We start from the raw sequence: 23,011 nt of genomic DNA on the forward strand, positions 1-23,011 counted from the left end.
AGTGAACATTAAGGTCATTGGACGCGACCCCATCGGTATGGAGACACGCAAGGTACAACGGCTCGGCCCCTCGACGCTGGCGATGACGCTGCCCGCGGAGTGGGCGAGCGATCAAAGCGTCGAGAAGGGCGACGAGGTGTCGTTGCGGATGGGCAGCAAGGGGACGCTGACGGTCATGCCCGAGTCGGTCCAAAAGGAGGAGAGCGAGGCGGTCATTCACGCGCAGAGCCTCGATGCGGACTCCGTCGAGCGCGCGATCGTCGCGCAGTACGTCCTCGGCCGGCGGATCATCCACGTTGAGGTCGAGGCGGGCGGCACGCTCGATTCCGCCCAGATCAACGCCGTTTATAACGCCGAAACGCAGCTGATGGGCCTCGGCGTCATCGAGGAGACGCCCGAGCGGATCGCGATCAGGTGTTCGGTGGACCCGGAGGACTTCACGCTCGATAACCTCCTCGAACGCCTCGAGTCGACGGGCTCGACGATGCGAAACGAGGGCATCAAGGCGCTCGCCCACGGCAACCCGGACCTCGCACAGCGGGCGTTGAACCGCGAGCGGCAGGCGAACAAGATCTTCGTCCTCCTGTTGCGGCTGATATTCACCGCCTACCAGAACCCCAACCTGGCCCGCGCCGTCGGGCTGGACTCGGGGTTTCCGCTCATCGGCTACCGCTCGATCGCGAAGAACCTCGAACTCACCGCCGACAACGCCGAGGACATCGCCGAGATCGTCCTCGAAACGGAGGGCCACACGCTCAACGTCGACGACGCGACGATGCGTCGGATCCGGGAGTTCACCGACAGCGTCAACGAGATCACCGAACTCGGCGTCCGGGCCGCGGTCGCGAGGGACTACGATCTCGCGATCGAGACGCGAAACAGGTTCGCCGACATCGGGAACCGCGAGACGGAGATCCTCAACGACCTCGAGGAGATGGCCAACGAGGACGTGCTCCGCGTCCGGGAGGTCCTCGTCAGCCTCGGCCAGACCGCGCAGTACGCGGTCCGGAACGCCGAGATCGCGACGAACCTCGCGCTCAACGAGGACAGCAACCACGTGACGATCAGCTGAGCCCCGGCGCCGAGAGCGCCCGCGAGGCCGATCGGACCCTCGGACGAGAGCCTTTTGTCGGTTAGCGACGGAGTACGACCGTGACGCGATACGTGCTCTACGGCGGGAAGGGCGGTGTCGGAAAGACGACGTGTGCGGCCGCAACGGCGCTTTCGTACGCCGAGGACGGGCGGCCGACGCTCGTCGTCTCGACGGATCCGGCGCACTCGCTTTCGGACGCCTTCGACGTCGAGATCGGCCCGGAGCCGACGCGGGTCCTCGAGGGCGCCGAACTGTGGGCGGTCGAGGTCGATCCCGGCGAGCGGATCGGCCGGTACCGCGGGCAGGTAAGCGCCGCCTTGGAGGAACTCGAAGACCTCGGGATCACGCTCGACGACGACGACCTCGACGACGTGCTCGAGGCGGGCGTCGCCCCCGGAACGGACGAGGCGGCCGCGATGGACCTCTTCGTCGATTACATGGACGACCCCCGGTTCGATCGGATCGTCTTCGACACCGCCCCGACCGGGCACACGCTCCGGTTGCTCAAGCTGCCGGACGTGATGGAGTCGGCGATGGGCAAGCTCATCGCGGTCAGATCGCAGGTCTCGACGCTCGCCGAGTCAGTCCGGGGGTTTCTCGGGACCGGCGGCGACGAGGGCGACGACGGAGAGAGCCCGGAACTCGACCTGACGGCCCTACAGCGGCGGATGGAACGCGTCGGCGCGGCGCTTCGGGACCCCGAACGGACCGAGTTCCGGGTCGTCCTCGTCCCGGAGACGATGGCCCTCCTAGAGAGCGAACGCCTGCTCTCGGAGCTCGACGCCTACGGGATCCCGGTCGGCCGTGCCGTCATCAACAAGGTCCTCGAGGACCCCTCCCCGGACTGCGCGCGGTGTCAGGCCAGACACGAGGGCCAACGCGAGCGGATCGAGGCGGCCGGGTCGCGGCTCGGGCGGCCGGTGACGGTCGTTCCGGAGCTCCGAGACGAGGCCCGCGGGATCGACGCGCTCCGGACGGTCGCCGGACGGCTCGAGACCGAGCCCACGGGTTAGCCCGACGCGTCCGGCGTTTCCGGCGTTTCCGGCGTTTCCGGCGCTTCGGAGGCGCGTCGTCGCTCCCGGAGGTACAGCCAACACGCGCTACAGAACGCGAGGCCGGCGGCGCCGGCGGTGATCCCGAAGGCGACCCGGTACCCGAACTCCGTGTAGACGGCCGCGCCGGCGACGACATCGCCGGTCCGGTATCTGTCGACGGCGACCCCCATGAGCGTCGGGAGCACGGTCGCGCCGAAGAAGCCGGCCCCGTTGACGACGGCGGTCGCCACGCCGCTCGCCTCCGGCGGATACCGCTCTTTGATCGCCGGCAGCGCGAGGACGGTCACGCCGATAGAGGAGCCGATGAGTAGATACAACACCGCGACGACGAAAAGTGGCGGCGAGCCGAGGATCGGTATCACGGCGAGGACGGCGGTAAACACGCCGAACCCGACGACCATCGGGAGGAGCCGCCGCCCGATCCGATCGGAGACCCACCCGACGCCGGGGCCGCCGAGGAGGATGCCGACCGAGCCCAAGAGCGTGTAGTACGACGCCGTCGTCACGTCGAGGCCGTACACCGCAACGAGGTACGGGACGCCCCACAGGCCGATTATCGTCAGGATCGTCCCCATCGCCGCGAAAAACGACAGCGACAGCAGCCACTGATCGAGGTCGCCGGCGAGGGCCCGGAGGTGGCCGCCGGTCTCCGAGAGCGTGACGGACGCCTGCTCCGGAACGTCGTCGATCGGTTCGAGCCCGGCGGCCGCCGGCGACTGTCGCGCGAGGGTGAAGACGAGCCCCGCGGCGACGAACCCGACGATGCCGAGCGCGAAGACCGTCGAGCGCCAGCCGAACCGATCGACAGAGAGCGCGAGCGGCGTCGTGGCGATGATCGCCCCGACCCCGGCGATCCCGGAGGTGAGCCCCGTCATGGTCGCGAACTCGTCGACGCGGTACCAACTCGCACAAAAGCGCAGTATCGAGACGAAGATGACACCGCTGCCGAACCCGATGACGGCGCGCGACGCGCTCGCCGCGAGGTAGCTCCCGCTGGCGGTGAGTCCGATCGCCCCGAGGCTGAGGACGGTCGCGCCGACCGCGCCGACGTACCGGGGGCCGTAGCGGTCCGCGAGCACGCCGGTCGGGATCTGGATGAACGCGTAGATGACGAAAAACGAGGCGTGGAGGGTGCCGAGTTCGGCGGCGGTGATGCCGAAATCGGCCGTCAGCTCCTCGGAGAGGACGGCCGTCGAGAGCCGGTGGACGTTGACGAGCAGGAAGACGAGCGCGAGCGCGCCCCAGGCGAGCCAGCGCCGCGTCGTCGGATCGCGCAGGAGGTTCACACCGTCGGCTGTGCCGCGTTTCGCCTAAGGGTTGTGATTCGGCTCGCCGCCGGGGGAACGTTTAGGGCTGTCCCGTCCGATCCGACGGTGTGAACCGCGTCGAGGTCAGCACCGTCGTGTATCTCCCCGTCGAGGACGTCTACGAGTTCCTCCTGGAGTTCCGCGGGTACGCGAGCTACTCAAAGTACCTGCGCGGCGTCCGGCAGTTCGGCGACGGCGGGGCGGGAACCGAGTACGAACTCACCTTCGCGTGGTGGAAACTCCGGTACACGGCGCGCTCGGAGGTCACGGAGGTCGATCCCCCGAACCGGATCGAGTGGCGTCTCGTCAAGGACATCGACGCGAGCGGGCGGTGGCTCGTCGAGCCGATCGAGCCCGCCGACCGGGAGGAGACGCCCGAGGGAAGCGACCCGGGGGCGGCGAGCCGCGTCACGTTCGCCGTCGAGTACGCGCCCGGGTCCGCCGACGACGGGATCGTCGATCTGCCGCGGTTCGTCTCGCTCGGGTGGGTCGTCGAGAAGATCAAACCGAAGATACGCACGGAGGCCGAACGCGTGGTCCGCCGCGTCGTGGCCGACTTGGAGGGCGAGGAGCGCAACGTCGAGTTGCGCATCGAGACCTGATCGCGCGGGAGGCGGCTGCGGGCGGACGGCCACGGTGGTTTTTGTACCGCCGCGGCGAACGTCCGTCGATGCTCGCGGGCACAAACGTCGTCCTGGGCGTATCGGGGTCCATCGCGGCGGTCAAGACGGTCGAGTTGGCGCACGAACTCCGGCGGCAGGGGGCGACGGTGCGGGCGGTGATGAGCGACGCCGCCACGGGGATCATCCACCCCTGGGCCCTCGAGTTCGCCACCGAGAACCCCGTCGTCACCGAGATCACGGGGTCGGTCGAGCACGTCGAGCTGTGCGGGTACGACGGGTGGGCGGACGCGCTCGTGCTCGCGCCGACGACGGCCAACACCGTCGGCAAGATCGCGGGCGCGATCGACGACACGCCGGTGACGACGACGGCGACGACGGCGCTTGGGGCGGAGGTTCCGATCGTCGTCGCGCCGGCGATGCACGAGCCGATGTACAACCACCCGGGCGTGCTCGAGGCGATCGAGCGACTCGAGTCGTGGGGCATCGAGTTCGTCGAACCGCGCATCGAGGAGGGCAAAGCGAAGATCGCAACGGAGGAGGCGATCGTGCTCGACGTCGCCCGGGCCGTCGGCGATCGCCCCCTCGAGGGCAGACGCGTCGTCGTGACCAGCGGGCCGACGAGCGAGTCGATCGACCCCGTTCGGGTGCTCACCAACCGGGCGTCGGGACGGACCGGCCGCGCCGTCTCGAAGGCCTGCTACGTTCGGGGGGCCGACGTGACGCTCGTCCACGACGGCCCGTCGGTGCCGTACGCCGACGTCCTCCCGGTCGAGAGCGCCGCCGAGATGCTCGAGGCGGTCAGGTCGGTCGACGACGCCGACGCGCTCGTGTCGGCGGCCGCGATCGGCGATTACACCGTCGACACCGCACCCGAGAAGATCCGATCGGGCGGGGAGGTGACGCTGGAACTCGACCCGACGCCGAAGCTCATCGACACGGTCCGCGAGGAGCGCCCGGAGCTTCCGATCGTCGGGTTCAAACTCGAGACCGAGGGCGGCGACGAGGCGATGACCGATCGCGCCCGCGAGACGCTCGAACGGGCCGGGCTGTCGTTCGTCGTGGCGAACGACGCGAGCGTGATGGGCGAGGAGACGACGCGCGTGCTTTTGATCGACGCCGAGGGCGTGACCGTCGAGGAGGGAACGAAGACGGAGATCGGCGGTCGGATCGCCAACGCGCTTGCCGAGGAGCTCCGGTAGCGTCTCGGCGCGGTCGGAAAGGCGGCCTGTCAGGCGTCGATGACGCGCGTTTCGGAGTAGCTCGTCCCGCAGACGCAGGCCGCGTAGCCGTGAACGACGTCGCCCTCGGCGTAGATCCCGCCGACGGCCTCGTTTTGCTCCTCGACGAACGCGAAGACGAACGCGGCGCGGTGTTTTCCCCCGGAGGCGCCCGCGTCGGGACAGCGGCCGCCGGCGCAGTCGTCGTCGATCCCGCCGTCGGTGTCCATCGCCGCGCCGGCGAACTCCATCGCGTCCACGCCGGTGGCCCGCTCGAACGCCGATCGGCCCTCCTCGCCCGGCAGGACCAACACGACGCCGTCCTCGACGCGCGTGCCGAGTTCCGAGAGGTCCTCGATCGAGCCGACCCGCTCCTCGTGGAGGTAGATGAGGACGTCGTCAGGGCGCTCGCCCCGGAGGAACGCGTCGTGCAGCGCCCCCGGGGACTGTCTGTCGGTCATCCGGAGCGTTACTCCTCGTCGCCGGCGTCGAGGAGGTCCTCGACGGACGTCTCGCCGCGGCTCGCGATCTTCGCGTTGATCTGTCGGGTCTCCTCGGAGACCTCGGCGCCGCGGACGGTGATCCGCTTGCGCTCGCCGTCGACGGTCGGTTCGAACCCGACGCCGCCCGTCGAGAGGACGGCCTTCGTCTGAGAGCCCGAGACCTCGGCGTGCATCGGACGGCCGGCCCGGTCGGAGCCGCCGGTGATCTCGATCTCGTACCCCGAGAGACCGACGGCCTCGCCGTCGACCGTCTCGCCGATCGAGCGGCCGATAAAGCGGTTCGCGTCCTGTCCGTCTACCTCGAAGGAGTACGTGGCCCCGTCGTCGTCGCCGACGATGACCTGGAAGTCTGCCATACCGGTGACCACTGCGCGCGGCGGCAAAAGGGTATTGAAACGCCGCAGAACTCCTCGGAGCGACCCCGTCGGTCGGCGTCGGGGGCGTCTCCGGGGCGGCCGGCGAGCGCTTATGTTCGACAGCGTCCAACGGTGTCGCGTGATGGGTTCTGACGGCGAGTTCACGCGGCGTGGTGCGCTCGCACTCGCAGGCGCGGCCGGCGCGTCGGGCGCGATCGCCGGCTGTCTCGGAGACGGGGAGGGGGAGGAACCGCCCGACCGGACGGCGCCGCTCGACGACTCGATCGGGGGCGTGCGGATGTTCCAGTACGATCCGCCGAACACGGGCAACGCGGCCGGCCTCGTCGGCCCGTCGGCTGCCGGCGAGCGCTTCCGGTTCGACGCGGGCGCGGAGGTGCGCTCCTCGCCGGCGGTCAGCGGCGGCACCGTCTACGTTGGGGGCGGCGAGGCGCTGTACGCGCTCGACGCGAGCGACGGCGTGCCGCTTTGGACGTTCGAGACCGACGCCCCGGTGTACTCCTCACCGGCGGTCGTCGACGGCACCGTCTACGCCGGGACGCGCGGCGATCGGCTGTACGCGCTCGACGCCGAGGACGGCTCCGAGCGGTGGACCTTCGAGGCCAACGGCTGGGTCGACGCCTCGCCGACGGTCACCGGCGGCACCGTCTACGCGGGGAGTCGGGCGACCGACGGCGAGGTGTACGCGATCGACGCCGAGGACGGCTCCGAGCGGTGGACCTTCGGGACGGAGTACCGGGTCGTCACCGCGCCGGCGGTCGGCGACGCCGTCTACGTCGGCGGGTGGGAGGGGGCCGTCTACGCGCTCGATCCCGACGACGGCGCCGAACGCTGGCGGACCGGAACCGAGGGCCCCGTGCTCTCGGCGGTCGCGCTCGGCGAGTCGGTCTACGCCGGCGACAACAGCGGCCGGGTGTACGCGCTCGGTCCCGACGACGGCGCCGAACGCTGGCGGGTCGGCGTCGGCGAAACGGCGACGACCCCCGCGGTGGGCGATTCCGTCTACGTCGGGAACGGCGCGGAGGCCGGCGGACTGTACGCGCTCGACCCCGACGACGGCGCCGAACGCTGGCGTATCGAGACCGACGCGGCGGTGACGACGGCCCCCGCGGTCGCCGACGGCGTCTGTGTCGGACTCGGCGACGGCGGCGTCGTCTCGGTCGATCCCGGCGACGGCACCGAGCGGTGGCGCTTCGACGCCGACGGGGGGGTCCGCTCGACGCCGTCGATCGTCGAGGGGACGGCCTACGTCGGAAGCGACGACGGCCGCGTGTACGCCCTCGACGACGGGTGACGGCGCTCGATCGCCGCGCTTTTTCGTGTTCGACGCCCGTCGGCTACGTCTCCTCGCCCTCGAGGGCCCGCGTCGCCAGCCGGATCCGCTCGATGTCGGCGTCGATGCGGCCCCGCAGGGTCCGTCTGATCGTCGCCTCCGGGCTCCACCCGACGATCCGCGACTCGAAGGTCCCGAGGTCGAGGCCGAACCGGTCCCGGACGACGGCGTCGGCTCGCTCCCGGACGGAGCCCTCCGATGCGTCGGGGGCGGCCGAAGCGAGCCGCTCGAGGCTCTCGTTCCACTCGTCGTCGCTCTGTCCGGCGAACGCGCGGGCCGCGTCGGCGTTCTTCAGGCCCTCCGGGGCGTGCTCCGAGCAGAAGTACGCCCAGAGGTCCCCGGCGGCGATGTGGCTCACGAGTTCGGTCAGCTCTTCGATGCGGGCCTCGGGGGGCGGGCCCGGATCGGGCGGGTCGACGCCGAGCGCCCGGTAGTGCTCGGCCACCGCGTCGTGGAGGTCGCGCTCGACGCCCGCAAACGCCCCCGCGACGGTCCGGACCGCGTCGGTGTCGCCGGGATCGACGAGCGCATCGAAGAGGCTCACGCCCGGGAGTTCGGGACGCCGACGGTTATGTCATGCGGCGAGCGCTACAGCGACACCACCGCGCCGGCGATGGGCCACGCCACCATCAGGAGTACGAAGAGGACCGCCAGGATCTCTTTTTTGTTCATGTCAGCCCCTAACGCGCAGATTTATATAATCCCCACGCTCGGGACGGACGGCGAAGAGAGGCGCCCCCTGGGTCGAATCCGAAGGCGGACCTCCGGGCCTACCGGACCCGAGCGTCGACGACGCCGTGGACGACGCCGGCGCTGTGGCTCTTGACGACGCGGGGCTCGAGCGTCTCGATCGAGCGCCCGTCGGCGGCGGCCGCGCGGAGCCGCTCGATCGGCCGCGACGGAAACAGCGGCTCGGGGGTCGCCTCGTGGAGGTGGACGACGCCGCCGGGAGCGAGCGCGTCGAGGGCCGTGTCGAGGTACTCGAAGGCGTCGTAGTAGCCCGCCACGACCCGGTCGGCGGTCGCGTCGGCCCCGACCGTCCGGCAGTCGGCGCGTTCGGCGCGGACGCGGTCGGCGACGCCGTTCCGGCGGGCGTTCTCGACGAGCAGCCGGTGGGCGTCGGGGTCGATCTCGGCCGCGATCACCGACGCGCCGGCCCGCGCCATCGGCAGCGCGAAGTAGCCGATGCCGGCGAACATGTCGAAGACCCGCTCGCCGTCGTCGACGGCGCGGCCCATCCGTGCGCGCTCGGCCTTGTTGCCCGGCGAGAACATCACCGACGAGAAGTCGATCGCGTAGGTCGTTCCGTGCTCCACGTGGACGGTCTCGGTCCGGTCGGCGCCGGCGACGACCGTCACCGACGGGTCCCGGCGCGGGCCGTCGATCCCCCCGCGGGCGAGGACGGTCGCCGCGTTGCCGTGCAGTTCCAACAGCGCCTCCGCGACCGTCTCGCGGGCCGAGGGCCCGAGCGTCCCGGGGACCGACACGTCGCCGAAGTCGACGAGGACGACGTCGCCGACGACGGCCCACGACGAGGGGGCGGCCGCGATCGTCTCCGGGTTGGCTCCACGCCGCTCGAGGACCGATCCGAGGTCGTCGACCCGTCTCGGGAGCTTGACGGTCCGAACGTCCGAAACGGCGGTCGCCGTCGGCGGGGCGACGACCGGGATCGCGACGTGAGCCTCGTCGTAGGGCTCGACGCGGCGCGCGTCGTCGTAGACCCCCTCGGAGCGGAGCGATCCGATCGCCGCCTCCGCGCGCGGTTTCTCGACGATCGCGCCGAGTCCCTCCGAGGGGGACCCGGAGGGCGTCGTGTCAGCGTCAGCCATCGGCTCCGTCCGTTCCGGTGTCGCCCCCGGGATCGGGGTCGGCCTCGGGATCGAGATCGGCGTCTGGGTCGGGAAGCGCGTGGAGTCCCCCGCGGTGTTTGAGCACCGGCACCGACTCGGCATCGGGGTCGAGAAACGACGGCCGCGGGATCGTCTTCGATTCGAACGTCTCGGGGTCGAGCACCTGGACCGCGTGGGCGTCCTCGACGGCGACGAGCGTCGTCTCCGCGGCGTCGTCGCGCTCGCCGATCGTTCGCGCGTCGGGGTCGATCCCCTCCTCGAAGGACGCCTCGTAGTGCTCGCCCGTCGCGAGTCGCGTCCCCTTGAGGTTCCCGTGGGCGCTCGTCACCAACACGGGGCCGTCGCCGTCCCCGAGGTCGATCACGTCGCCCGGCGTGAACGGCGGCAGCCGCACGGTGAACGTCACGCGGTAGACCTCGTTGCCGTCCCCGTCCTCGGTGACGAGCGTCGGGGCGTTTGAGACGCTGCCGCCCAACTCGGCGACGATCCGCTTTGCGATCCCCTGGCCCATCTGGTTCGTCGAGATCTTCATGTCGACGCCGTCGCCGGTCCGGAGCGTCTCCGTGATGAAGGCGTTGCGGTCGCCCGTCGCCTCCCTGTCGGCGATGTAGGCCTCGGCGATCTCGACCGCCCGGTCGTTCTCCGCCGCCGTCGGCACGCGGTCCGTGCCGCGGACCTGGACGATGCTCTCGTAGTAGTCGCCCGCGATCCGGCCGCACCGATCGCAGGTCTCTCTGGCGATGTAAACCGGGACCGTCACCGTCTCCGAGAGGGGCGTCTCCCGGACGCGCCCGGAGAACAGACACCGCATCCGGATCGTGTTCTGGTCGACCTGTTCGGGTTCGACGCCCCACTCGACGTCCTCGGCGTCGACGTGGACGCCGAGTCGATCGGCGGTCTCCTCGATCGCGACGTCGGTGTAGTCCGACGCGCCGACGTCGACCCACCGGTTGCCCCGGTGGAGCGCGCCACAGCGGCTACAGACGCGGATCTCGATCCGTTCGGGCGCGTCGACGAGATCGAACGAATCGAAGTAACAGCCGTCGCACAGCGCGGCGTTTCGGTCGCGGGAGCCGCCGGGGAGGTCGACCTCCGGCGGTCGCTCGATCGGATCGCCGCACTCCGGACAGAACGTCCCCGAACGTGACCCCGAACTCATCGGCGGGGATAGCGCGTCGAGGCGGTTAAAAACCCCGTTCGTCGCCCGACCCTCCGGGCGGCCGGTTCGGTCACGCGTACCCGTCGGTCAGGCTCTCGACGTACTTCGCGACCACGTCGACCTCGACGTGGACGGGGTCGCCGACGGACTTCTCCGACAGCGTCGTCAACTCGTAGGTCGCCGGGATGATAGCCACGGTGAAAGACTCCTCGCGGAGGTCGGCGACGGTCAGCGAGATGCCGTCGATGGCGATCGAGCCCTTCGAGACGACGTACCGAGCGAGCGACGGCGGCAGCGAGAAGCCGAACGTCCAGTCGTCGCCCAGCCGCTCGATCGAGGTGACGTCGGCGACGCCGTCGACGTGGCCCTGGACGAAGTGGCCGTCGAAGCGGCCGTCGGCGGGCAGAGCGCGTTCGAGGTTGACGGCGTCGCCGACCGCGACGTCATCGAGGTACGTCTTCTCCAGGGTCTCCTCGGAGAGAAACAGCTCGAAGCTCTCGTCGTCGAACGCCTCGACGGTCAGGCAGGCCCCGCTTATCGCAACGCTTTGGCCGTGTTCGAGGTCCTCGCAGAACGGCGCGGCGACGCGGACGCGGCGGCCCTCCGGCGCGTCCTCGACGGCGACGACCTCGCCGGTCCCCTCGACGATCCCGGTGAACATACCGGCGCTTGGAGCGTCGGCACCGAAAGGCTGTCGTCATCGGACGCCGGCGGGGCATCGCCGTCCGAGGGTCCCGCGGCCGCGAACGGCGGCTTTTTGTCCCCCAGCGACGGACCGACCGATGGATGAACGTCCTCGACACGCTGACGCTCTTCGGGACGGTCGCGCTCGCGGCGCCGATCGGGCTGTTGGGCGCGGAGTTCCTCGTCGGCGACCGGCCGCTGGCCGGGATCGGCTTTCTGGCCGTCGCCGCCGCGCTCGTCGCCGGGGGGTATTTCAGACCCGGGATCGGGTCGGTCGTCGGCGCGCTCCTCGCGGGCGGGGACGAAAGCGCGGACGGGGGTGAGGACGACGGCGGCGACGGCGGGAACGGGAGCGAAAGCGAAAGCGGGGACGGGGAGACATATACGCGCTGACCCGAAACAGCGGGCATGGCTATCGGTGTCGTTCGGACGGTACAGTCGGTCGCGACGCTCGTCGTCGCCGGACCGATCGGGCTGGTCGGGCTGATCAACATACTCGAGGGCGAGTACGCCCTCGCCGCGTTCTTCCTCGCCGTGTCGCTCGGGCTCGTGTTGCTCAGCGAGTACGTCTACGTGCGGCTGACCGACCGGACGGTCGGACGGCTGCGGCGGCTGAGAGACGTCCGCGGCGGCGAGTGAGAGCCGGGCCCGGTCGGCCGCGGCCCGCGGTCGCGCGGCTCAGTCGGCGGTGAGCTGGCGGCCCCGCTCTTGGGCCCGCGAGAGCACCGTCTCGAGCGACTCGTCGAGCAGTTCGTCGTACAGCAGGACGTCGATCGGCAGCGTCGGCGCGCCGTCGACCAGCCCCTCAAGCAACACGAGCCGTTCGCGGGCCCGGGACATGCCGACGTAGAAGACGCGGCGCTCGTTGTCGGTCATCGTCGGCACCGGGTCGGAGCGCTTCGTGAACTCGGTGACGCCGGGGACCGCCTCGGGGTCCTCGACGGAGGCCGCCATCTGCTCGACGACCTTTTCGGTCAGGTCGGTCGCGACGAAGACGTGGTCGGCCTCGCGGCCCTTCGCCGAGTGGATCGTGCCGAGGCGGACGCGGTCCGGGTCGAAACCGCGGTAGTCGCCGTCGAAGTACGCGTCGACGGAGCGCTCCTGGAAGTTCGAGACCTTCGTCAGCATGTCGGCCGCCGAGGCCGGCCCCGGGGCGAAGGGGGCGTGGTCGTCGACGAACTCGGGGGGGACCTCGAGGTCGGTCAGGTCGTCGACGCCCTCCGCGTCCTCGAGGTCGTCGAGCGCGTCGAAGTACTGGTCGCGCTCGCCGGTGCCGAAGGCGCTGTCGGCCAGCATCTCTCCCAGCCGTCTGGCCTGGAGGCCGTCGATCGGCTCGTCCTCGGCGATCGCCTCGATCCCGCGGACGTACCCCCGGAGGCGGTCGGTCCACATCCGCTGGTCGGTCAGCGCGGTAAAGGGGATGCCCTCGCCGATGAACTCGTCCATGAACTGGAACATCTGGTATCGCGCGCGGAACAGGCACATGACGCTTCCGTCGTCGTCCTCGTCGATGGTCATCCGGACGTTCCGGACGAGATCAAGCATCGAGGGCGACCGGACGGCCTCGACGGACCCGCCCTGCTTGCGCGGTTTGAGGTCTTTCTCCTGGCGCTTGTCGATGTGGCTGATCTGCGTGTTGACGACGTTGAGGATGCGGGAGGGCAGCCGGTAGCTGTTCGGCAGGACGACCCCGTCGTCGACGTCCTCGTCCAACAGGAGGTTCGGGTCCGCCCCCTGCCAGGCGTAGACGACCTGGTCGTCGTCGCCGGCGATGAGCACCGAGTCGACGTGGGGTTTCCACTCGTCGTAGACGCCGTACTGCAGCGTCGTGATGTCCTGGAACTCGTCGATGACGAGGTGATCGACGCTCGGGACGAGCGAGCGCTGGCGGACCCGTTCGAGCATGTCGGCGAAGCCGACGACCTCCTCGTCGCCCTTATACGAGCGCCACGCCCGGATCGCCTCCGGGATGTCGAGGCGGTCGTCGTCGCTCGGCCACGTCGGGGTGTACTTGTTGCCGGTCTGGGCGTTCTCGTCGATCTCGGGGGGGAGTCTGACCTCGTCGTCGTCCCACTTGAACGGCACGTCGTACCACTCGGCGACGTCGCGTTCGGTCCGCTGGAGCCACTGGGAGGTCGCGATGACCTTGTTGCCGAGCGTCGTCGAGCGGGCCGAACGCCGGCGGGCGGACTTGTTTTCGTCCTCGAACTCGATGCCGTACGACTCACAGAAGGCCTCCTTGTCCGACTCGCCGACGACGTCGCCCCGCGAGAGGTTCAGCAGTTCGTACGCCTTGGCGTGCATCGTACAGACGTTGCTCCGGAGGGACTTCGGCGTGCAATCGAGGCGCTCGGCCAGGCGGTCGCGGACCTCGGCGGCGGCGGCCCTGGTGTACGAGACGATGAGCACGTCCCGCATGTCGACGCCGTCGTCGAGCATCTCGTCGACGCGGTCGAGCAGCGCCGTCGTCTTTCCGCTTCCCGGGCCGCCGAAAAGGCGGGTCACGTGTGTGGGGTCAGCCATTACTCACGCAATGCCGCCCACAATGATAAATGACGTGCTTAATACCACCGTCCGCATTCCGGCGTCTCGTGGGGTTCAGCGACCGAATGAGCCGGAAAACGGCGCTCGCTCAGCTCGGCCGCCAGCCGCAGACCGAACAGCGCGTCGCCTCGGGGTCGTGAAGCCCCCCGCAGTCGGGACACCGCTTTTTGTTGTGGTCCTGCTCCCAAGAGGCCGTTTCGGTCTCGTGGCCCCGGTCGTCGAGGAACTCGTCGAACACGTCGTTTGCGGTCGCCATACGGGCCTTTCTTCGGCGACGTCGGTAATAAACTCTGTGGTAATTCCTCCCATGGAAACCGGGGGCACGGCTCCCCCCGCCCGGCGGTTTTTATCCGACAGGGTCGTACCCCGGGCCATGGCCACCGAATCGGAACTGCCGCTCGTCCACGCGAGTCGGCCCGGCACGGTCGAATCGAACGCGCCCGCGGTCGTGTTGATCCACGGGCGGGGGACCAACGAACGGGACCTCCTGCCGATCGGCGCACAGCTCCCCGAGGAGCTCCACGTCCTGAGCGTCCGCGCGCCCCAGCCGATGGACGGTCCGGACAGCTACACGTGGTACGACCTAGACCTCTCGGGGGGCGGACTGCACGCCAGCCAGCCGGACGCGGAGGGCTTCAGGCGCAGCCTCGATCTCGTCCACGAGTTCGTCGAGGCGGCGACTGCCGCGTACGACCTCGACCCCGAGCGGATCGGACTGTTGGGGTTCAGCCAGGGGTCGATCACGAGCCTCTCGGCGCTGCTCGAACGGCCCGACGCCTACCGGTGGGTGGTCGCGCTCAACGGGTACCTCGCCGCGTCCCACGAGTCCGAGGCCGAAAACGCCGCCGGGAAGCCGGTGTTCGTCGGCTGCGGGTCGATGGATCAGGTCATCCCGCCGGCCCGGGCCGAAAGCGCGGCCGAGACGCTCGAGGCCGGCGGCGTCGACGTCCGCTTCGAGACCTACGACGTCGGCCACGGGACCACGCCGGCGGAGATCACCGACGTGATCGAGTGGACGCGGGAGCGGTACTGATCGCCGCCGTCGCCGCCATCGCGGACGCCGCGGCCGCCCCGGCCGCCACGGACGCCCGGCTCGATCGGTCCGATCGGATGGGTTTATCGGCCACCGGGCCGCACGGACCCGTATGGAATCCGATCCGGACCCGTCGCGGTTCCGCGACCTGATGCTCGGTGCCGAACCGGGGTTCGAGGAGGTGCTCCGGTGCGTCTTCGGCGTCCAACAGCACGAGGCGCGGCTCTACACCGAACTGCTCGACGCGCCCGACAGCACCGTCGCCGAGCTCGCCGACAGGGTTGATCGCGACCGGAGCAACGTCAACCGCGGGCTGTCGACCCTCCTCGAGAAGGACCTCGCCGAGCGCCGCCGCCGGCTCCTCGACAGCGGGGGACACGTCTACCAGTACCGCGCGACGCCGCCGGAGGCGGCCCGGGAGTTGATGCACGAGACGCTCGACGAGTGGGCCGCCTACGTCCACGAGCGGATCGACGAGTTCCCCGAGTCCCCCGAGTCCTGACGCGGCGCCGTCTCACTCGACGGCCGTCCCGACGAACTCGAAGCGGACGCCGCCGTTGCTCGACTCCCCGAGTCGGACGCTCCAGTCGTGGGCGGTCGCGATCTCCTCGACGATCGCGAGTCCGAGCCCGCTTCCTGCCTCGCTCGTCGTGTACCCCGGCTCGAAGACCGAATCGCGCTCCTCGTCCGGGATCCCGTCGCCGTCGTCTTCCACGTAGAACCCGGACTCGCCCGAGAGCGCGCCCAGACGGACCGTCACGTCCGGCCGACAGTGCTCGATCGCGTTCCGAAAGAGGTTCTCTAAGAGTCGTTCGACGCGTTCGCCGTCCCCGCTGAGCGAGACGTCCTCGGAAACGGTCATCGTCGCCGCGTCGGCGCCGATCACGCCCCAGGCCGCCCGAGCCGCCTCCCGAAGCGACACCGGGTCGGGGTCGGTCACGACCTCGCCGAGGCGGGCGAACTCGAGCATCTCCTCGATGCGCGATTCGGCCTCCGCGAGGGCGGTCGCCGCCGCCTCGAGGTCCTCGTCGTCGCCGTGCCGGTCACGGGCCAGTTCCAGCCGCCCCTTCGCGACCGACAGCGGGTTCCGGAGGTCGTGGGAGGCGCGGCTCGCAAAGCGATCGAGACGGTCGTTTTGGTGTTCGAGACGGCGGCGCTGTCGGCGCTGTTGGAACTCGTAGCCCAGCCACCGGCTCGCCAGTTCGACGAAGTTCCGCTCGCCGTCGGTGAAGGGCCGCCCGCGGGGGACGGAGGAGGCGAAACAGAGCGTCCCGAACAGCTCCCCGTCGACGACGACCTTGCCGCCGACGTAGCTGCCGAGCCCGAACCGCTCGTAGGCCTCGTCCTCGTCCCAGCCCTCCTCGACCGCGTTCGCGACGGCGAGAAAGCCGTCGTCCTCGACCGTCCGTCGGCAGTACGACTCCTCGATCGGGCAGGACTCGCCCGCCTGGAGGAGTTCGTGATCGCCGACCGCGGCGAGGACGATCTGCTGTGGGCCCGAGATGTCCGTCACGAACCCGTAGGGGAGATCGAGGTAGTCGCACCCGAGTTCGAGGACCGCCCGCCGCCGCTGTTCGAACGACATCGTCGAGTCGGCGGTGACCGCGTGGAGTTCGTGTAACACGTCGATGTTGGTCTCGAGTTCCTGCTGGAGCCGGGAGCGCTTGGAGGCGTCCGTCAGGATGCCGGTAAAGAGCCGCTCGTCCCCGACGGGCGTCTCGCGGAGGGCGATGTCCAGCGGGATCTCGTGGCCCTCGCTGTGGGTCACCGGCAGTTCGATGTTGTCCCAATCGAGGTGTCGCTGGCCGGTCTCGAGGTACGCCTCGAAGCCCTCGTGGTGCGACGACCGGAGCCGTTCGGGGATCAGCCGCGTCAGCGGAGCGCCGACGACCTCCTCACGGTCGTAGCCCAACAGATCGGTCAACGCCTCGTTCGCGTACCTGATCGCGCTCGCGGTGTCGATGACGAGGACGCCGAACGGGGCCTCTGCGAGGAGCCGCTCGTAGGGCAACTCGAGGCCGATGTCGACGCGGGACGATCCGCCCTCGGACGTCATGAGATACCGACCGTTGGGCGGTGAGCCGAAAATACCCACCGGTCCGGTCGCTTCGCGACCCCCGCGTCGGTCCGTCGGTCCGCGGGGACAACCGCGCCGATCGCGGGACGCGCTCGCTATCAAAGGTAGTTTTATCGGTGGCCGTTCGGATACTCCGGGCATGCTAACGGTGCGGGCACCCGCAACGAGTGCGAACCTGGGGAGCGGCTTCGACGTCTTCGGGGCCGCACTCGAACGGCCGGCGGACGTCGTCCGGTTGCGGAAGGCCGACCGCACCACCATCAGCGTCACCGGCGTCGGCAGCCAGTACATCCCGGAGGACCCCGAGAAGAACACCGTCGGGGCGGTCGCGGAGGCCCTCGACGCCCCGGCGCGCATCGAGATCGACAAGGGCGTTCGCCCGGCCTCGGGGCTCGGGTCGTCGGCGGCCTCCGCGGCGGCGGCGGCCGTCGGGTTGAACGAACTGTACGGCCGGGGGTTGACGCGGGAGGAACTCGTCCCGATCGCCGCCAAGGGGGAGGCCGTGGTTTCGGGGGCCGCCCACGCCGACAACGTCGCCCCGTCGATCGTCGGCGGGTTCACGATCGCCCGCTCGGACGGCGTCACGGCGATCGACGCGTCGATCCCGCTCGTCGCCTGCCTGCCGGAGATCGTCGTCTCGACGCGCGACGCCAGGGGCGTCGTCCCCGAGCGCGCCCGGATGGAGGAGATCGTCGAGGTCGTCGGGAGCGCCGCCACGCTCGCGGTCGGGATGGCGAGAAACGACCCCGAACTCGTCGGGCGGGGCATGGAGGACGACGTCGTGACGCCGGCCAGGGCGAAGCTCATAAGCGGGTACGACGCGGTCCGGACGGCCGCCTTCGATGCCGGCGCGGCGGGCGTGACGATCTCCGGCGCCGGGCCGGCGGTCCTCGCCGCGTGTTCGGGCGACGATCGCCGCGCCGTCGCCAGCGCGATGCTCGACGCCTTCGACGGCGTCGGCGTCGAGGCCCGGGCCTACCAGACCCGGATCGGCGGGGGAACGGCGGTGTTCGAGTGAGCGCTCGGGCCGGTACGTGTTGATAAATCGTGCAGATCATTTCGTCAGTAGCCAAAATTCCTTATCGGATTGGGGAACATTGATATGTCGACGCGGCGTCGTTCTGTGTATGTGCGAAACGACACGACAGCGGTGGTACGATGTCGAGTGACAACGTCTCCCCGAGTCCCAACACGCGCCGGAGCAACCGGGACTGGTGGCCGAACCGACTCAGCATCGGTTTCCTCAAACAGAACGCCCGCGACCCCGGCCCGATAGACGAGGGCTTCGACTACGCCGAGGCGTTCGAGGCGCTCGACCTCGAGGAGGTCAAGGCCGACATCGAGGAGGTCATCACGACCCCCCAGGAGTGGTGGCCGGCCGACTACGACCACTACGGGCCGTTCATGATCCGGATGGCGTGGCACAGCGCCGGCACGTACCGCGCCTACGACGGGCGCGGCGGGGCCGCCGGCGGCCGACAGCGGTTCGCCCCGATCAGCAGTTGGCCGGACAACGCCAACCTGGACAAGGCGCGGCGGCTGCTGTGGCCGGTCAAACAGAAGTACGGCCGCAGCCTCTCGTGGGGCGATCTCATCATCCTCGCGGGGAACGTCGCCGTCGAGTCGATGGGCTTTCCCACGTTCGGGTTCGCCGGCGGGCGCGAGGACGACTTCGAGCCCGACGAGGCCGTCGATTGGGGCCCCGAAAAGGAACTCGAAACCCAAGAACGGTTCGCGGAGGCCGGCGAGATCCAGGAGGGTCTCGGCGCCTCCGTGATGGGGCTCATCTATGTGAACCCGGAGGGCCCAGACGGCCAGCCGGACCCGATGGCCTCGGCGAAGAACATCCGCCAGACCTTCTCCCGGATGGCGATGGACGACGAGCAGACCGCGGCGCTCATCGCCGGCGGACACACCTTCGGAAAGGTCCACGGCGCCGACAGCACCGAGGAGGCCCACGGCCCCGACCCCGAGTCGGCCCCGATAGAGAATCTGGGCCTCGGCTGGCAGGACGGCGACGAGGCCGAACAGGAGGGCGTCACCACGAGCGGCATCGAGGGCCCCTGGACGTCCTCGCCGACCGAGTGGGACATGGGCTACGTCGACAACCTCCTTGACCACGAGTGGGAACCCGAGAAGGGCCCCGGCGGCGCCTGGCAGTGGACGCCGAAGGAGGGCGAGGGCGTCGAACCGGCGCCGGACGCCCAGAACCCCGACGAGGAGGTCACGCCGATGATGCTGACGACCGACATCGCGCTGAAGCGCGACCCCGAGTACCGCGAGATCATGGAGCGGTTCCAGGAGAGCCCGATGGAGTTCGGGATGGCCTTCGCGAAGGCCTGGTACAAGCTGACCCACCGCGACATGGGTCCCCCTGAGCGGTTCCTCGGCCCGGAGGTCCCCGAGGAGACGATGATCTGGCAGGACCCGGTCCCCGAGGCCGACTACGACCTCGTCGGCGACGAGGAGATCGAGGAGCTCAAAGCCGAGATCCTCGACACCGACCTCTCGCGGCGACAGCTCGTCAAGACGGCGTGGGCGTCGGCGTCGAGTTACCGCGACAGCGACAAGCGCGGCGGGGCGAACGGGGCCCGCATCCGCCTCGAACCCCAGCGGAGCTGGGAGGTCAACGAGCCCGCAGAGCTCGAAACCGTCCTCGAGACCTACGAGGGGATCAAGGCGGCGTTCAACGACTCGCGCGCCGACGGCGTGCGCGTCTCGCTGGCCGATCTCATCGTGCTCGGCGGGAACGCCGCGATCGAGCGGGCCGCCGCCGACGCCGGCTACGACGTCGAGGTCCCCTTCGAGCCCGGACGCACCGACGCCACCGCCGAACAGACCGACGCCGACTCCTTCGAGGCGCTCAAACCGAAATCGGACGGGTTCCGCAACCACGTCCCGGCGGGCCTCGACAAGCGGGCCGAGGAGATCCTCGTCGACGAGGCCGACCTCCTGAACCTGACGCCCGAGGAGATGACGGTCCTCGTCGGCGGGATGCGCGCCCTCGGCGCGACGTACCAGAACTCCGATCTCGGCGTCCTCACCGACCGGCCCGGGACCCTGACGAACGACTTCTTCGTGAACCTGCTGAGCATGGACACCGAGTGGCAGCAGTCGCCGGAGTCCGATCAGGTCTACGACGGCTACGATCGCGAGACGAGCGAGCACAGGTGGCGCGGGACCCGCGCGGACCTCATCTTCGGCTCTCACGACGAACTCCGCGCGATCGCGGAGGCGTACGCGGCCGAGGACGCCGAGGAGGCGTTCGTCGAGGACTTCATCGATGCCTGGAGCAAGGTGATGCGGCTCGATCGGTTCGACCTCGAGTGATCCCGGCCGGAGCGTAGCCGCCGACCGATCGCTCCGGGTCGGCGATCAGTCCCGCCCGTGCTCGGTCACGTCGACGCGGTCGTGGATGTGGCCGTCTCGCTCCGCGAGGTGCGCCGGCGTGCGCCCGTTTTCGACCGCGAGCACCTCCGCGACGATGCTGTGTGCGATCCGGTACGGCGACGCGCCGCCGAGATCCAAGCCGATCGGCGTGTACAGCCGGGCGAGATCGGACTCCTCGAGCGTTTTGTCCTCCGCGTCGAACGCCTCGCGCATCTCCTCGAAGCGCTCGTTCGGGCCCATGAGACCGACGTATGGGGCCGGCGAGTCGAGTAGCGCCTCGACGGTCAGCCGGTCGTCGACGAAGTTGTGGGTCATCACGACCGCGTACGTCCGTTCGTCGATCTCGAGGTCCGTCCCGATCGATCCCGGCGAGGTGGTCACCGTCCGGTGGGCGGCGGGAAAGCGCGACCGGAGGTCGATCGCGCCGCGGAACCCGACGACGGTGACCCGAAAGCCGTTGCGCTCGCCGAGTTCCGCAACCGGGCCGACGTCGTGGCCGGTTCCGAACACGAGGAGTTCCGAGGGCGCGGCGATCCCGTCGACGAAGAACTCGAGAGCGTCGCCCTCGCTTTCGCTCTCACCCCCGCGTTCGGCCGAGAGCGTCCCGGCGCGGCCGCGTTTTGCGAGGTCTGCGGCCGGCTCCGAGAGCGCGTCGTCGGGCCACGCCTCGGCGTCGGTACCGTCCGGGGCGCCGAGACGTTTCTCGCTCGGGCGGTAGTACGCGCGGTCGCCCCGTTCGATCCCGTCGCCGCCCTCGAGGGCGGTGAGGACGGCGATGTCGGTGCCGGCCGCGAACGCCTCGACGGCCGGCCGGTAGGTCTCGTCGAGCGGTTCGAGGAGGACCTCGATGACCCCGTTGCAGCCGACGCCGAGCCCCCAGACGTCCGTCTCGTCGTCGTTCGTCAGGTCGTAGGTGACGAGCTCCGGGCGGCCGCTCTCGCGGACGGCGGCGGCGGCCGCGAGCAGTTCGTCCTCGAGACAGCCGGCGGTGATCGACCCGACGCCGACGCCGGAGCCGTCGATGAGCATCTTCGCGCCGGGTCTCCGGTAGGCGTTGCCCTCGACGCCGACGACCGTGGCGAGCACGTCGGAGCCCTCGGCGTCGATCCGCTCGCGGATCCGCTGTACGACTTCCGTTTCGGGGGCGCTCCACGTGTGGTCTGACATGGTTAGGGTCGCGGGACGGTCGTGGTCGGTTCAACCGGGCCGAGCGGGCTTTGCAGTTCCGGTTTCGGACCCCGGGTGAGCCGGGACCGACGGAGGGGCCGTCGGGCCGGATCGGAGCCGACCCCACGACAAGCGCCGGCGGGCGCCGCGTCGGCGTCGAAGCGACGAGCGCGTGCGATCTCGGTCATCGCGTCGGGCCTCCGTCGGTCGCCGCGTCGCTCCGTCGACCCTCGCGCTCGCGTCCGGTGTCGAGCCCGATCCGCCCGGAGAGCCCGCGTTGACGCAGCTGCCGCGCGGGCTCGGCGAGATCCGACGCGCCGGCGAACCCGAACAGCGCGTCGAGGTAGGGCGCGACCGTCGCCATGCCGCGCGAGGTCGGCTCGAACTCCGGCGAGACGGCGAGGGGGTTCAGCCAGACGACCCCGCGCGCGCGGTCGGCGAGCCACGCGATCCCGTCGGCCAGACGCGCCGGGTCCCCGACGTCGAGCCCGTCGCTGACGACGACGACGGCGGTCCGGCGATCCGCCGCGTGCGGTGCGGTCCGGCGGAGCGTCCCGATGGCGCGTCCGATCTCGGTGCCGCCGCCCCACTCGACCTCGGCGGCCCGGAGAGCGGCCGCGGGGTCGCCGCCGGCGCGGGTGAACGTTCCCGTCACCTCGCGGAGTTCGGTGTCGAAAAAGAACACTCGGGCGCTCCAGGCGCGGCTCACGAACCGCTCGGCGAACGCGAGAAGCGCCCCCCTGTCGATCGTGTCGAGCACGGAGCCGCTGATGTCGATCAACAGACAGCACTGGAGTTCGCTCCGGACCGCCGCCGTGTGCGGCAGCGAAAGCGGCGCGCCGCCCGTCTGGAGGCTCTCGCGCAGCGCGCTCCGGGCGTCGACGCTCGAGCCGCGCTCGGAGCGCCGCCGCCGGCGTCCGGGCCGCGTCGAGAGCGCGTCGACGAACCGATCGATCGCGTCCAACGCGTCGTCGTCGGGGCGGCCGATCGCGTCGCCGATCGGCTCGCGGCGTCCGGTCGCGCCGTACCGGCGGCGCTCCGAGTGCCCGGCGTCGGTCGATCCGTCGCCGGTCGCGCGTCGCCGTTCGATCGAGAGACTCGCCGGGTCGCCCTCGTCGTCGGCCGCCGGCGGGTCGGGCTCGGGCGGCGGCTCGGGGCCGTCGGGGACGTTCGCCGCGGGGGCGCGCTCGTCGGGATCGGACCCAGCCGGGACCCCGTCGTCGGTCGCGAGGTCCTCGAAGCCGCGCCGGAGGCGGCGCCAAAACGCCGGGAAGGCCGCCTCGAACGCGGCCGCGTCGGTCGGCTCAGAGAGCAGACTCGCACGCAGCGCGGCCGAGACGCGGGCCCTCTCGTTGAGCCCGACCGTGGCCAGCGCCCGCGCGGCCGCGAGCGTCCCCGAGGCCGGCACAGAGACGCCGTCGTCCCGCAGGGTCCGGACGAACCGGACCAACTCGGTGAGGAGGTGCTCGCGCGCCGCCGCGAAGTCGGGAACGCCGTTCGCGGCGGCGAACGCTCCGTCTCCGGGATCGCCGGGCTCGTCAGAGTCGCGGTCGCCGGAGCCGTCAGAGCCACCCGGATACGGTGGGTCGTCTCGCGACACGG

Annotated in this window: 23 protein-coding genes; 11 read left to right on the top strand and 12 right to left on the bottom strand. The window is 70.4% G+C overall.

Annotated features, from left to right (window positions below):
• The first annotated feature begins 37 nt into the window (after positions 1-37).
• Positions 38-1,072, top strand: coding sequence for a phosphate signaling complex PhoU family protein (locus Q0916_RS02400; RefSeq protein ID WP_299233857.1), 1,035 nt, complete (start codon positions 38-40; stop codon positions 1,070-1,072).
• A gap of 80 nt (positions 1,073-1,152) precedes the next feature.
• Positions 1,153-2,106, top strand: a complete 954-nt coding sequence (locus Q0916_RS02405; RefSeq protein WP_299233860.1) for an ArsA family ATPase — start codon at positions 1,153-1,155, stop codon at positions 2,104-2,106.
• Here Q0916_RS02405 and Q0916_RS02410 read toward each other — a convergent pair.
• Positions 2,103-3,434, bottom strand: a complete 1,332-nt coding sequence (locus tag Q0916_RS02410) for an MFS transporter (RefSeq protein ID WP_299233863.1) — start codon at positions 3,432-3,434, stop codon at positions 2,103-2,105. The two genes, Q0916_RS02405 and Q0916_RS02410, sit on opposite strands and share 4 nt — an antisense overlap.
• Positions 3,435-3,523: 89 nt before the next feature.
• Here Q0916_RS02410 and Q0916_RS02415 point away from each other — a divergent pair, with 89 nt between their 5' ends.
• Positions 3,524-4,057: an SRPBCC family protein gene (locus tag Q0916_RS02415; RefSeq protein WP_299233866.1), complete on the top strand. Its 534-nt coding sequence runs from the start codon at positions 3,524-3,526 to the stop codon at positions 4,055-4,057.
• Between the two features lie 68 nt (positions 4,058-4,125).
• A complete protein-coding gene (gene coaBC, locus Q0916_RS02420; protein WP_299233869.1) occupies positions 4,126-5,277 on the top strand; it encodes a bifunctional phosphopantothenoylcysteine decarboxylase/phosphopantothenate--cysteine ligase CoaBC in 1,152 nt (383 codons plus the stop codon).
• Between the two features lie 29 nt (positions 5,278-5,306).
• Here the strand turns inward: coaBC and Q0916_RS02425 are convergent, their stop codons facing one another.
• Both Q0916_RS02425 and Q0916_RS02430 read right to left on the bottom strand, forming a co-directional pair.
• On the bottom strand, positions 5,307-5,756 hold the full coding sequence (locus Q0916_RS02425) for a DUF5807 family protein (RefSeq protein ID WP_299233872.1): 450 nt from the start codon (positions 5,754-5,756) through the stop codon (positions 5,307-5,309).
• Positions 5,757-5,764: 8 nt separating this feature from the next.
• Positions 5,765-6,154 carry a 30S ribosomal protein S6e gene (locus Q0916_RS02430; protein ID WP_299233875.1) on the bottom strand — a complete coding sequence of 130 codons (390 nt, stop codon included), beginning with the start codon at positions 6,152-6,154 and terminating at the stop codon, positions 5,765-5,767.
• Positions 6,155-6,296: 142 nt separating this feature from the next.
• Here Q0916_RS02430 and Q0916_RS02435 point away from each other — a divergent pair, with 142 nt between their 5' ends.
• Positions 6,297-7,466: a PQQ-binding-like beta-propeller repeat protein gene (locus Q0916_RS02435; RefSeq protein WP_299233878.1), complete on the top strand. Its 1,170-nt coding sequence runs from the start codon at positions 6,297-6,299 to the stop codon at positions 7,464-7,466.
• Between the two features lie 43 nt (positions 7,467-7,509).
• Here the strand turns inward: Q0916_RS02435 and Q0916_RS02440 are convergent, their stop codons facing one another.
• From Q0916_RS02440 to Q0916_RS02455, 4 genes are all read right to left on the bottom strand, one after another.
• Positions 7,510-8,049, bottom strand: a complete 540-nt coding sequence (locus Q0916_RS02440) for a hypothetical protein (protein ID WP_299233880.1) — start codon at positions 8,047-8,049, stop codon at positions 7,510-7,512.
• Between the two features lie 226 nt (positions 8,050-8,275).
• A complete protein-coding gene (locus Q0916_RS02445; protein WP_299233883.1) occupies positions 8,276-9,334 on the bottom strand; it encodes a class I SAM-dependent methyltransferase in 1,059 nt (352 codons plus the stop codon).
• Positions 9,327-10,514: a 60S ribosomal export protein NMD3 gene (locus Q0916_RS02450; RefSeq protein ID WP_299233886.1), complete on the bottom strand. Its 1,188-nt coding sequence runs from the start codon at positions 10,512-10,514 to the stop codon at positions 9,327-9,329. The genes Q0916_RS02445 and Q0916_RS02450 overlap by 8 nt, the downstream gene beginning before the upstream one ends.
• A 70-nt stretch (positions 10,515-10,584) precedes the next feature.
• Positions 10,585-11,175, bottom strand: coding sequence for a riboflavin synthase (locus tag Q0916_RS02455; protein WP_299233889.1), 591 nt, complete (start codon positions 11,173-11,175; stop codon positions 10,585-10,587).
• A gap of 125 nt (positions 11,176-11,300) precedes the next feature.
• Between Q0916_RS02455 and Q0916_RS02460 the strand changes: the two genes are divergently transcribed.
• On the top strand, positions 11,301-11,591 hold the full coding sequence (locus tag Q0916_RS02460) for a DUF7533 family protein (protein WP_299233892.1): 291 nt from the start codon (positions 11,301-11,303) through the stop codon (positions 11,589-11,591).
• Positions 11,592-11,606: 15 nt separating this feature from the next.
• Positions 11,607-11,837, top strand: a complete 231-nt coding sequence (locus Q0916_RS02465) for a DUF7533 family protein (RefSeq protein WP_299233895.1) — start codon at positions 11,607-11,609, stop codon at positions 11,835-11,837.
• A gap of 39 nt (positions 11,838-11,876) precedes the next feature.
• Here the strand turns inward: Q0916_RS02465 and Q0916_RS02470 are convergent, their stop codons facing one another.
• Positions 11,877-13,721: a UvrD-helicase domain-containing protein gene (locus Q0916_RS02470; protein WP_299233898.1), complete on the bottom strand. Its 1,845-nt coding sequence runs from the start codon at positions 13,719-13,721 to the stop codon at positions 11,877-11,879.
• A gap of 109 nt (positions 13,722-13,830) precedes the next feature.
• Entirely contained in the window at positions 13,831-13,998 is a 168-nt protein-coding gene (locus tag Q0916_RS02475; protein WP_299233900.1) for an HVO_0416 family zinc finger protein, read from the bottom strand.
• A 117-nt stretch (positions 13,999-14,115) separates the two neighbouring features.
• Here Q0916_RS02475 and Q0916_RS02480 point away from each other — a divergent pair, with 117 nt between their 5' ends.
• Positions 14,116-14,775 (top strand): alpha/beta hydrolase, encoded by a 660-nt coding sequence (locus Q0916_RS02480; protein ID WP_299233901.1) that lies wholly within the window; start codon positions 14,116-14,118, stop codon positions 14,773-14,775.
• Between the two features lie 112 nt (positions 14,776-14,887).
• Positions 14,888-15,277 (top strand): helix-turn-helix domain-containing protein, encoded by a 390-nt coding sequence (locus Q0916_RS02485; RefSeq protein WP_299233902.1) that lies wholly within the window; start codon positions 14,888-14,890, stop codon positions 15,275-15,277.
• Positions 15,278-15,289: 12 nt separating this feature from the next.
• On the opposite strand, the gene Q0916_RS02490 is transcribed toward Q0916_RS02485, so the two are convergent.
• Entirely contained in the window at positions 15,290-16,831 is a 1,542-nt protein-coding gene (locus Q0916_RS02490; protein WP_299233905.1) for a PAS domain S-box protein, read from the bottom strand.
• A gap of 160 nt (positions 16,832-16,991) precedes the next feature.
• On the opposite strand from Q0916_RS02490, the gene Q0916_RS02495 reads away from it, so the two are divergent.
• Together Q0916_RS02495 and katG are read left to right on the top strand one after the other, a co-directional pair.
• Positions 16,992-17,870 carry a homoserine kinase gene (locus Q0916_RS02495; RefSeq protein WP_299233908.1) on the top strand — a complete coding sequence of 293 codons (879 nt, stop codon included), beginning with the start codon at positions 16,992-16,994 and terminating at the stop codon, positions 17,868-17,870.
• A gap of 140 nt (positions 17,871-18,010) precedes the next feature.
• A complete protein-coding gene (gene katG / locus Q0916_RS02500) occupies positions 18,011-20,182 on the top strand; it encodes a catalase/peroxidase HPI (RefSeq protein WP_299233910.1) in 2,172 nt (723 codons plus the stop codon).
• A gap of 45 nt (positions 20,183-20,227) precedes the next feature.
• Here katG and Q0916_RS02505 read toward each other — a convergent pair whose 3' ends face one another.
• Together Q0916_RS02505 and Q0916_RS02510 are read right to left on the bottom strand one after the other, a co-directional pair.
• Positions 20,228-21,409: an XdhC family protein gene (locus Q0916_RS02505; protein ID WP_299233913.1), complete on the bottom strand. Its 1,182-nt coding sequence runs from the start codon at positions 21,407-21,409 to the stop codon at positions 20,228-20,230.
• Positions 21,410-21,593: 184 nt separating this feature from the next.
• Positions 21,594-23,009, bottom strand: a complete 1,416-nt coding sequence (locus Q0916_RS02510; protein WP_299233916.1) for a VWA domain-containing protein — start codon at positions 23,007-23,009, stop codon at positions 21,594-21,596.
• Positions 23,010-23,011 lie beyond the last annotated feature (2 nt).

The organism is Natronomonas sp. (assembly GCF_028274965.1).
In the GTDB taxonomy this organism is placed as follows: Archaea; Halobacteriota; Halobacteria; order Halobacteriales; family Haloarculaceae; genus Natronomonas.

Coding starts and splice junctions, on each gene's coding strand:
- Q0916_RS02400 (WP_299233857.1), top strand. CDS start 38: ATGGAGACACGCAAGGTACAACGGCTCGGCCCCTCGACGCTGGCGATG.
- coaBC (WP_299233869.1), top strand. CDS start 4,126: ATGCTCGCGGGCACAAACGTCGTCCTGGGCGTATCGGGGTCCATCGCG.
- Q0916_RS02425 (WP_299233872.1), bottom strand. CDS start 5,756: ATGACCGACAGACAGTCCCCGGGGGCGCTGCACGACGCGTTCCTCCGG.
- Q0916_RS02430 (WP_299233875.1), bottom strand. CDS start 6,154: ATGGCAGACTTCCAGGTCATCGTCGGCGACGACGACGGGGCCACGTAC.
- Q0916_RS02435 (WP_299233878.1), top strand. CDS start 6,297: ATGGGTTCTGACGGCGAGTTCACGCGGCGTGGTGCGCTCGCACTCGCA.
- Q0916_RS02445 (WP_299233883.1), bottom strand. CDS start 9,334: ATGGCTGACGCTGACACGACGCCCTCCGGGTCCCCCTCGGAGGGACTC.
- Q0916_RS02450 (WP_299233886.1), bottom strand. CDS start 10,514: ATGAGTTCGGGGTCACGTTCGGGGACGTTCTGTCCGGAGTGCGGCGAT.
- Q0916_RS02455 (WP_299233889.1), bottom strand. CDS start 11,175: ATGTTCACCGGGATCGTCGAGGGGACCGGCGAGGTCGTCGCCGTCGAG.
- Q0916_RS02460 (WP_299233892.1), top strand. CDS start 11,301: ATGAACGTCCTCGACACGCTGACGCTCTTCGGGACGGTCGCGCTCGCG.
- Q0916_RS02465 (WP_299233895.1), top strand. CDS start 11,607: ATGGCTATCGGTGTCGTTCGGACGGTACAGTCGGTCGCGACGCTCGTC.
- Q0916_RS02470 (WP_299233898.1), bottom strand. CDS start 13,721: ATGGCTGACCCCACACACGTGACCCGCCTTTTCGGCGGCCCGGGAAGC.
- Q0916_RS02475 (WP_299233900.1), bottom strand. CDS start 13,998: ATGGCGACCGCAAACGACGTGTTCGACGAGTTCCTCGACGACCGGGGC.
- Q0916_RS02480 (WP_299233901.1), top strand. CDS start 14,116: ATGGCCACCGAATCGGAACTGCCGCTCGTCCACGCGAGTCGGCCCGGC.
- Q0916_RS02485 (WP_299233902.1), top strand. CDS start 14,888: ATGGAATCCGATCCGGACCCGTCGCGGTTCCGCGACCTGATGCTCGGT.
- Q0916_RS02490 (WP_299233905.1), bottom strand. CDS start 16,831: ATGACGTCCGAGGGCGGATCGTCCCGCGTCGACATCGGCCTCGAGTTG.
- Q0916_RS02495 (WP_299233908.1), top strand. CDS start 16,992: ATGCTAACGGTGCGGGCACCCGCAACGAGTGCGAACCTGGGGAGCGGC.
- katG (WP_299233910.1), top strand. CDS start 18,011: ATGTCGAGTGACAACGTCTCCCCGAGTCCCAACACGCGCCGGAGCAAC.
- Q0916_RS02505 (WP_299233913.1), bottom strand. CDS start 21,409: ATGTCAGACCACACGTGGAGCGCCCCCGAAACGGAAGTCGTACAGCGG.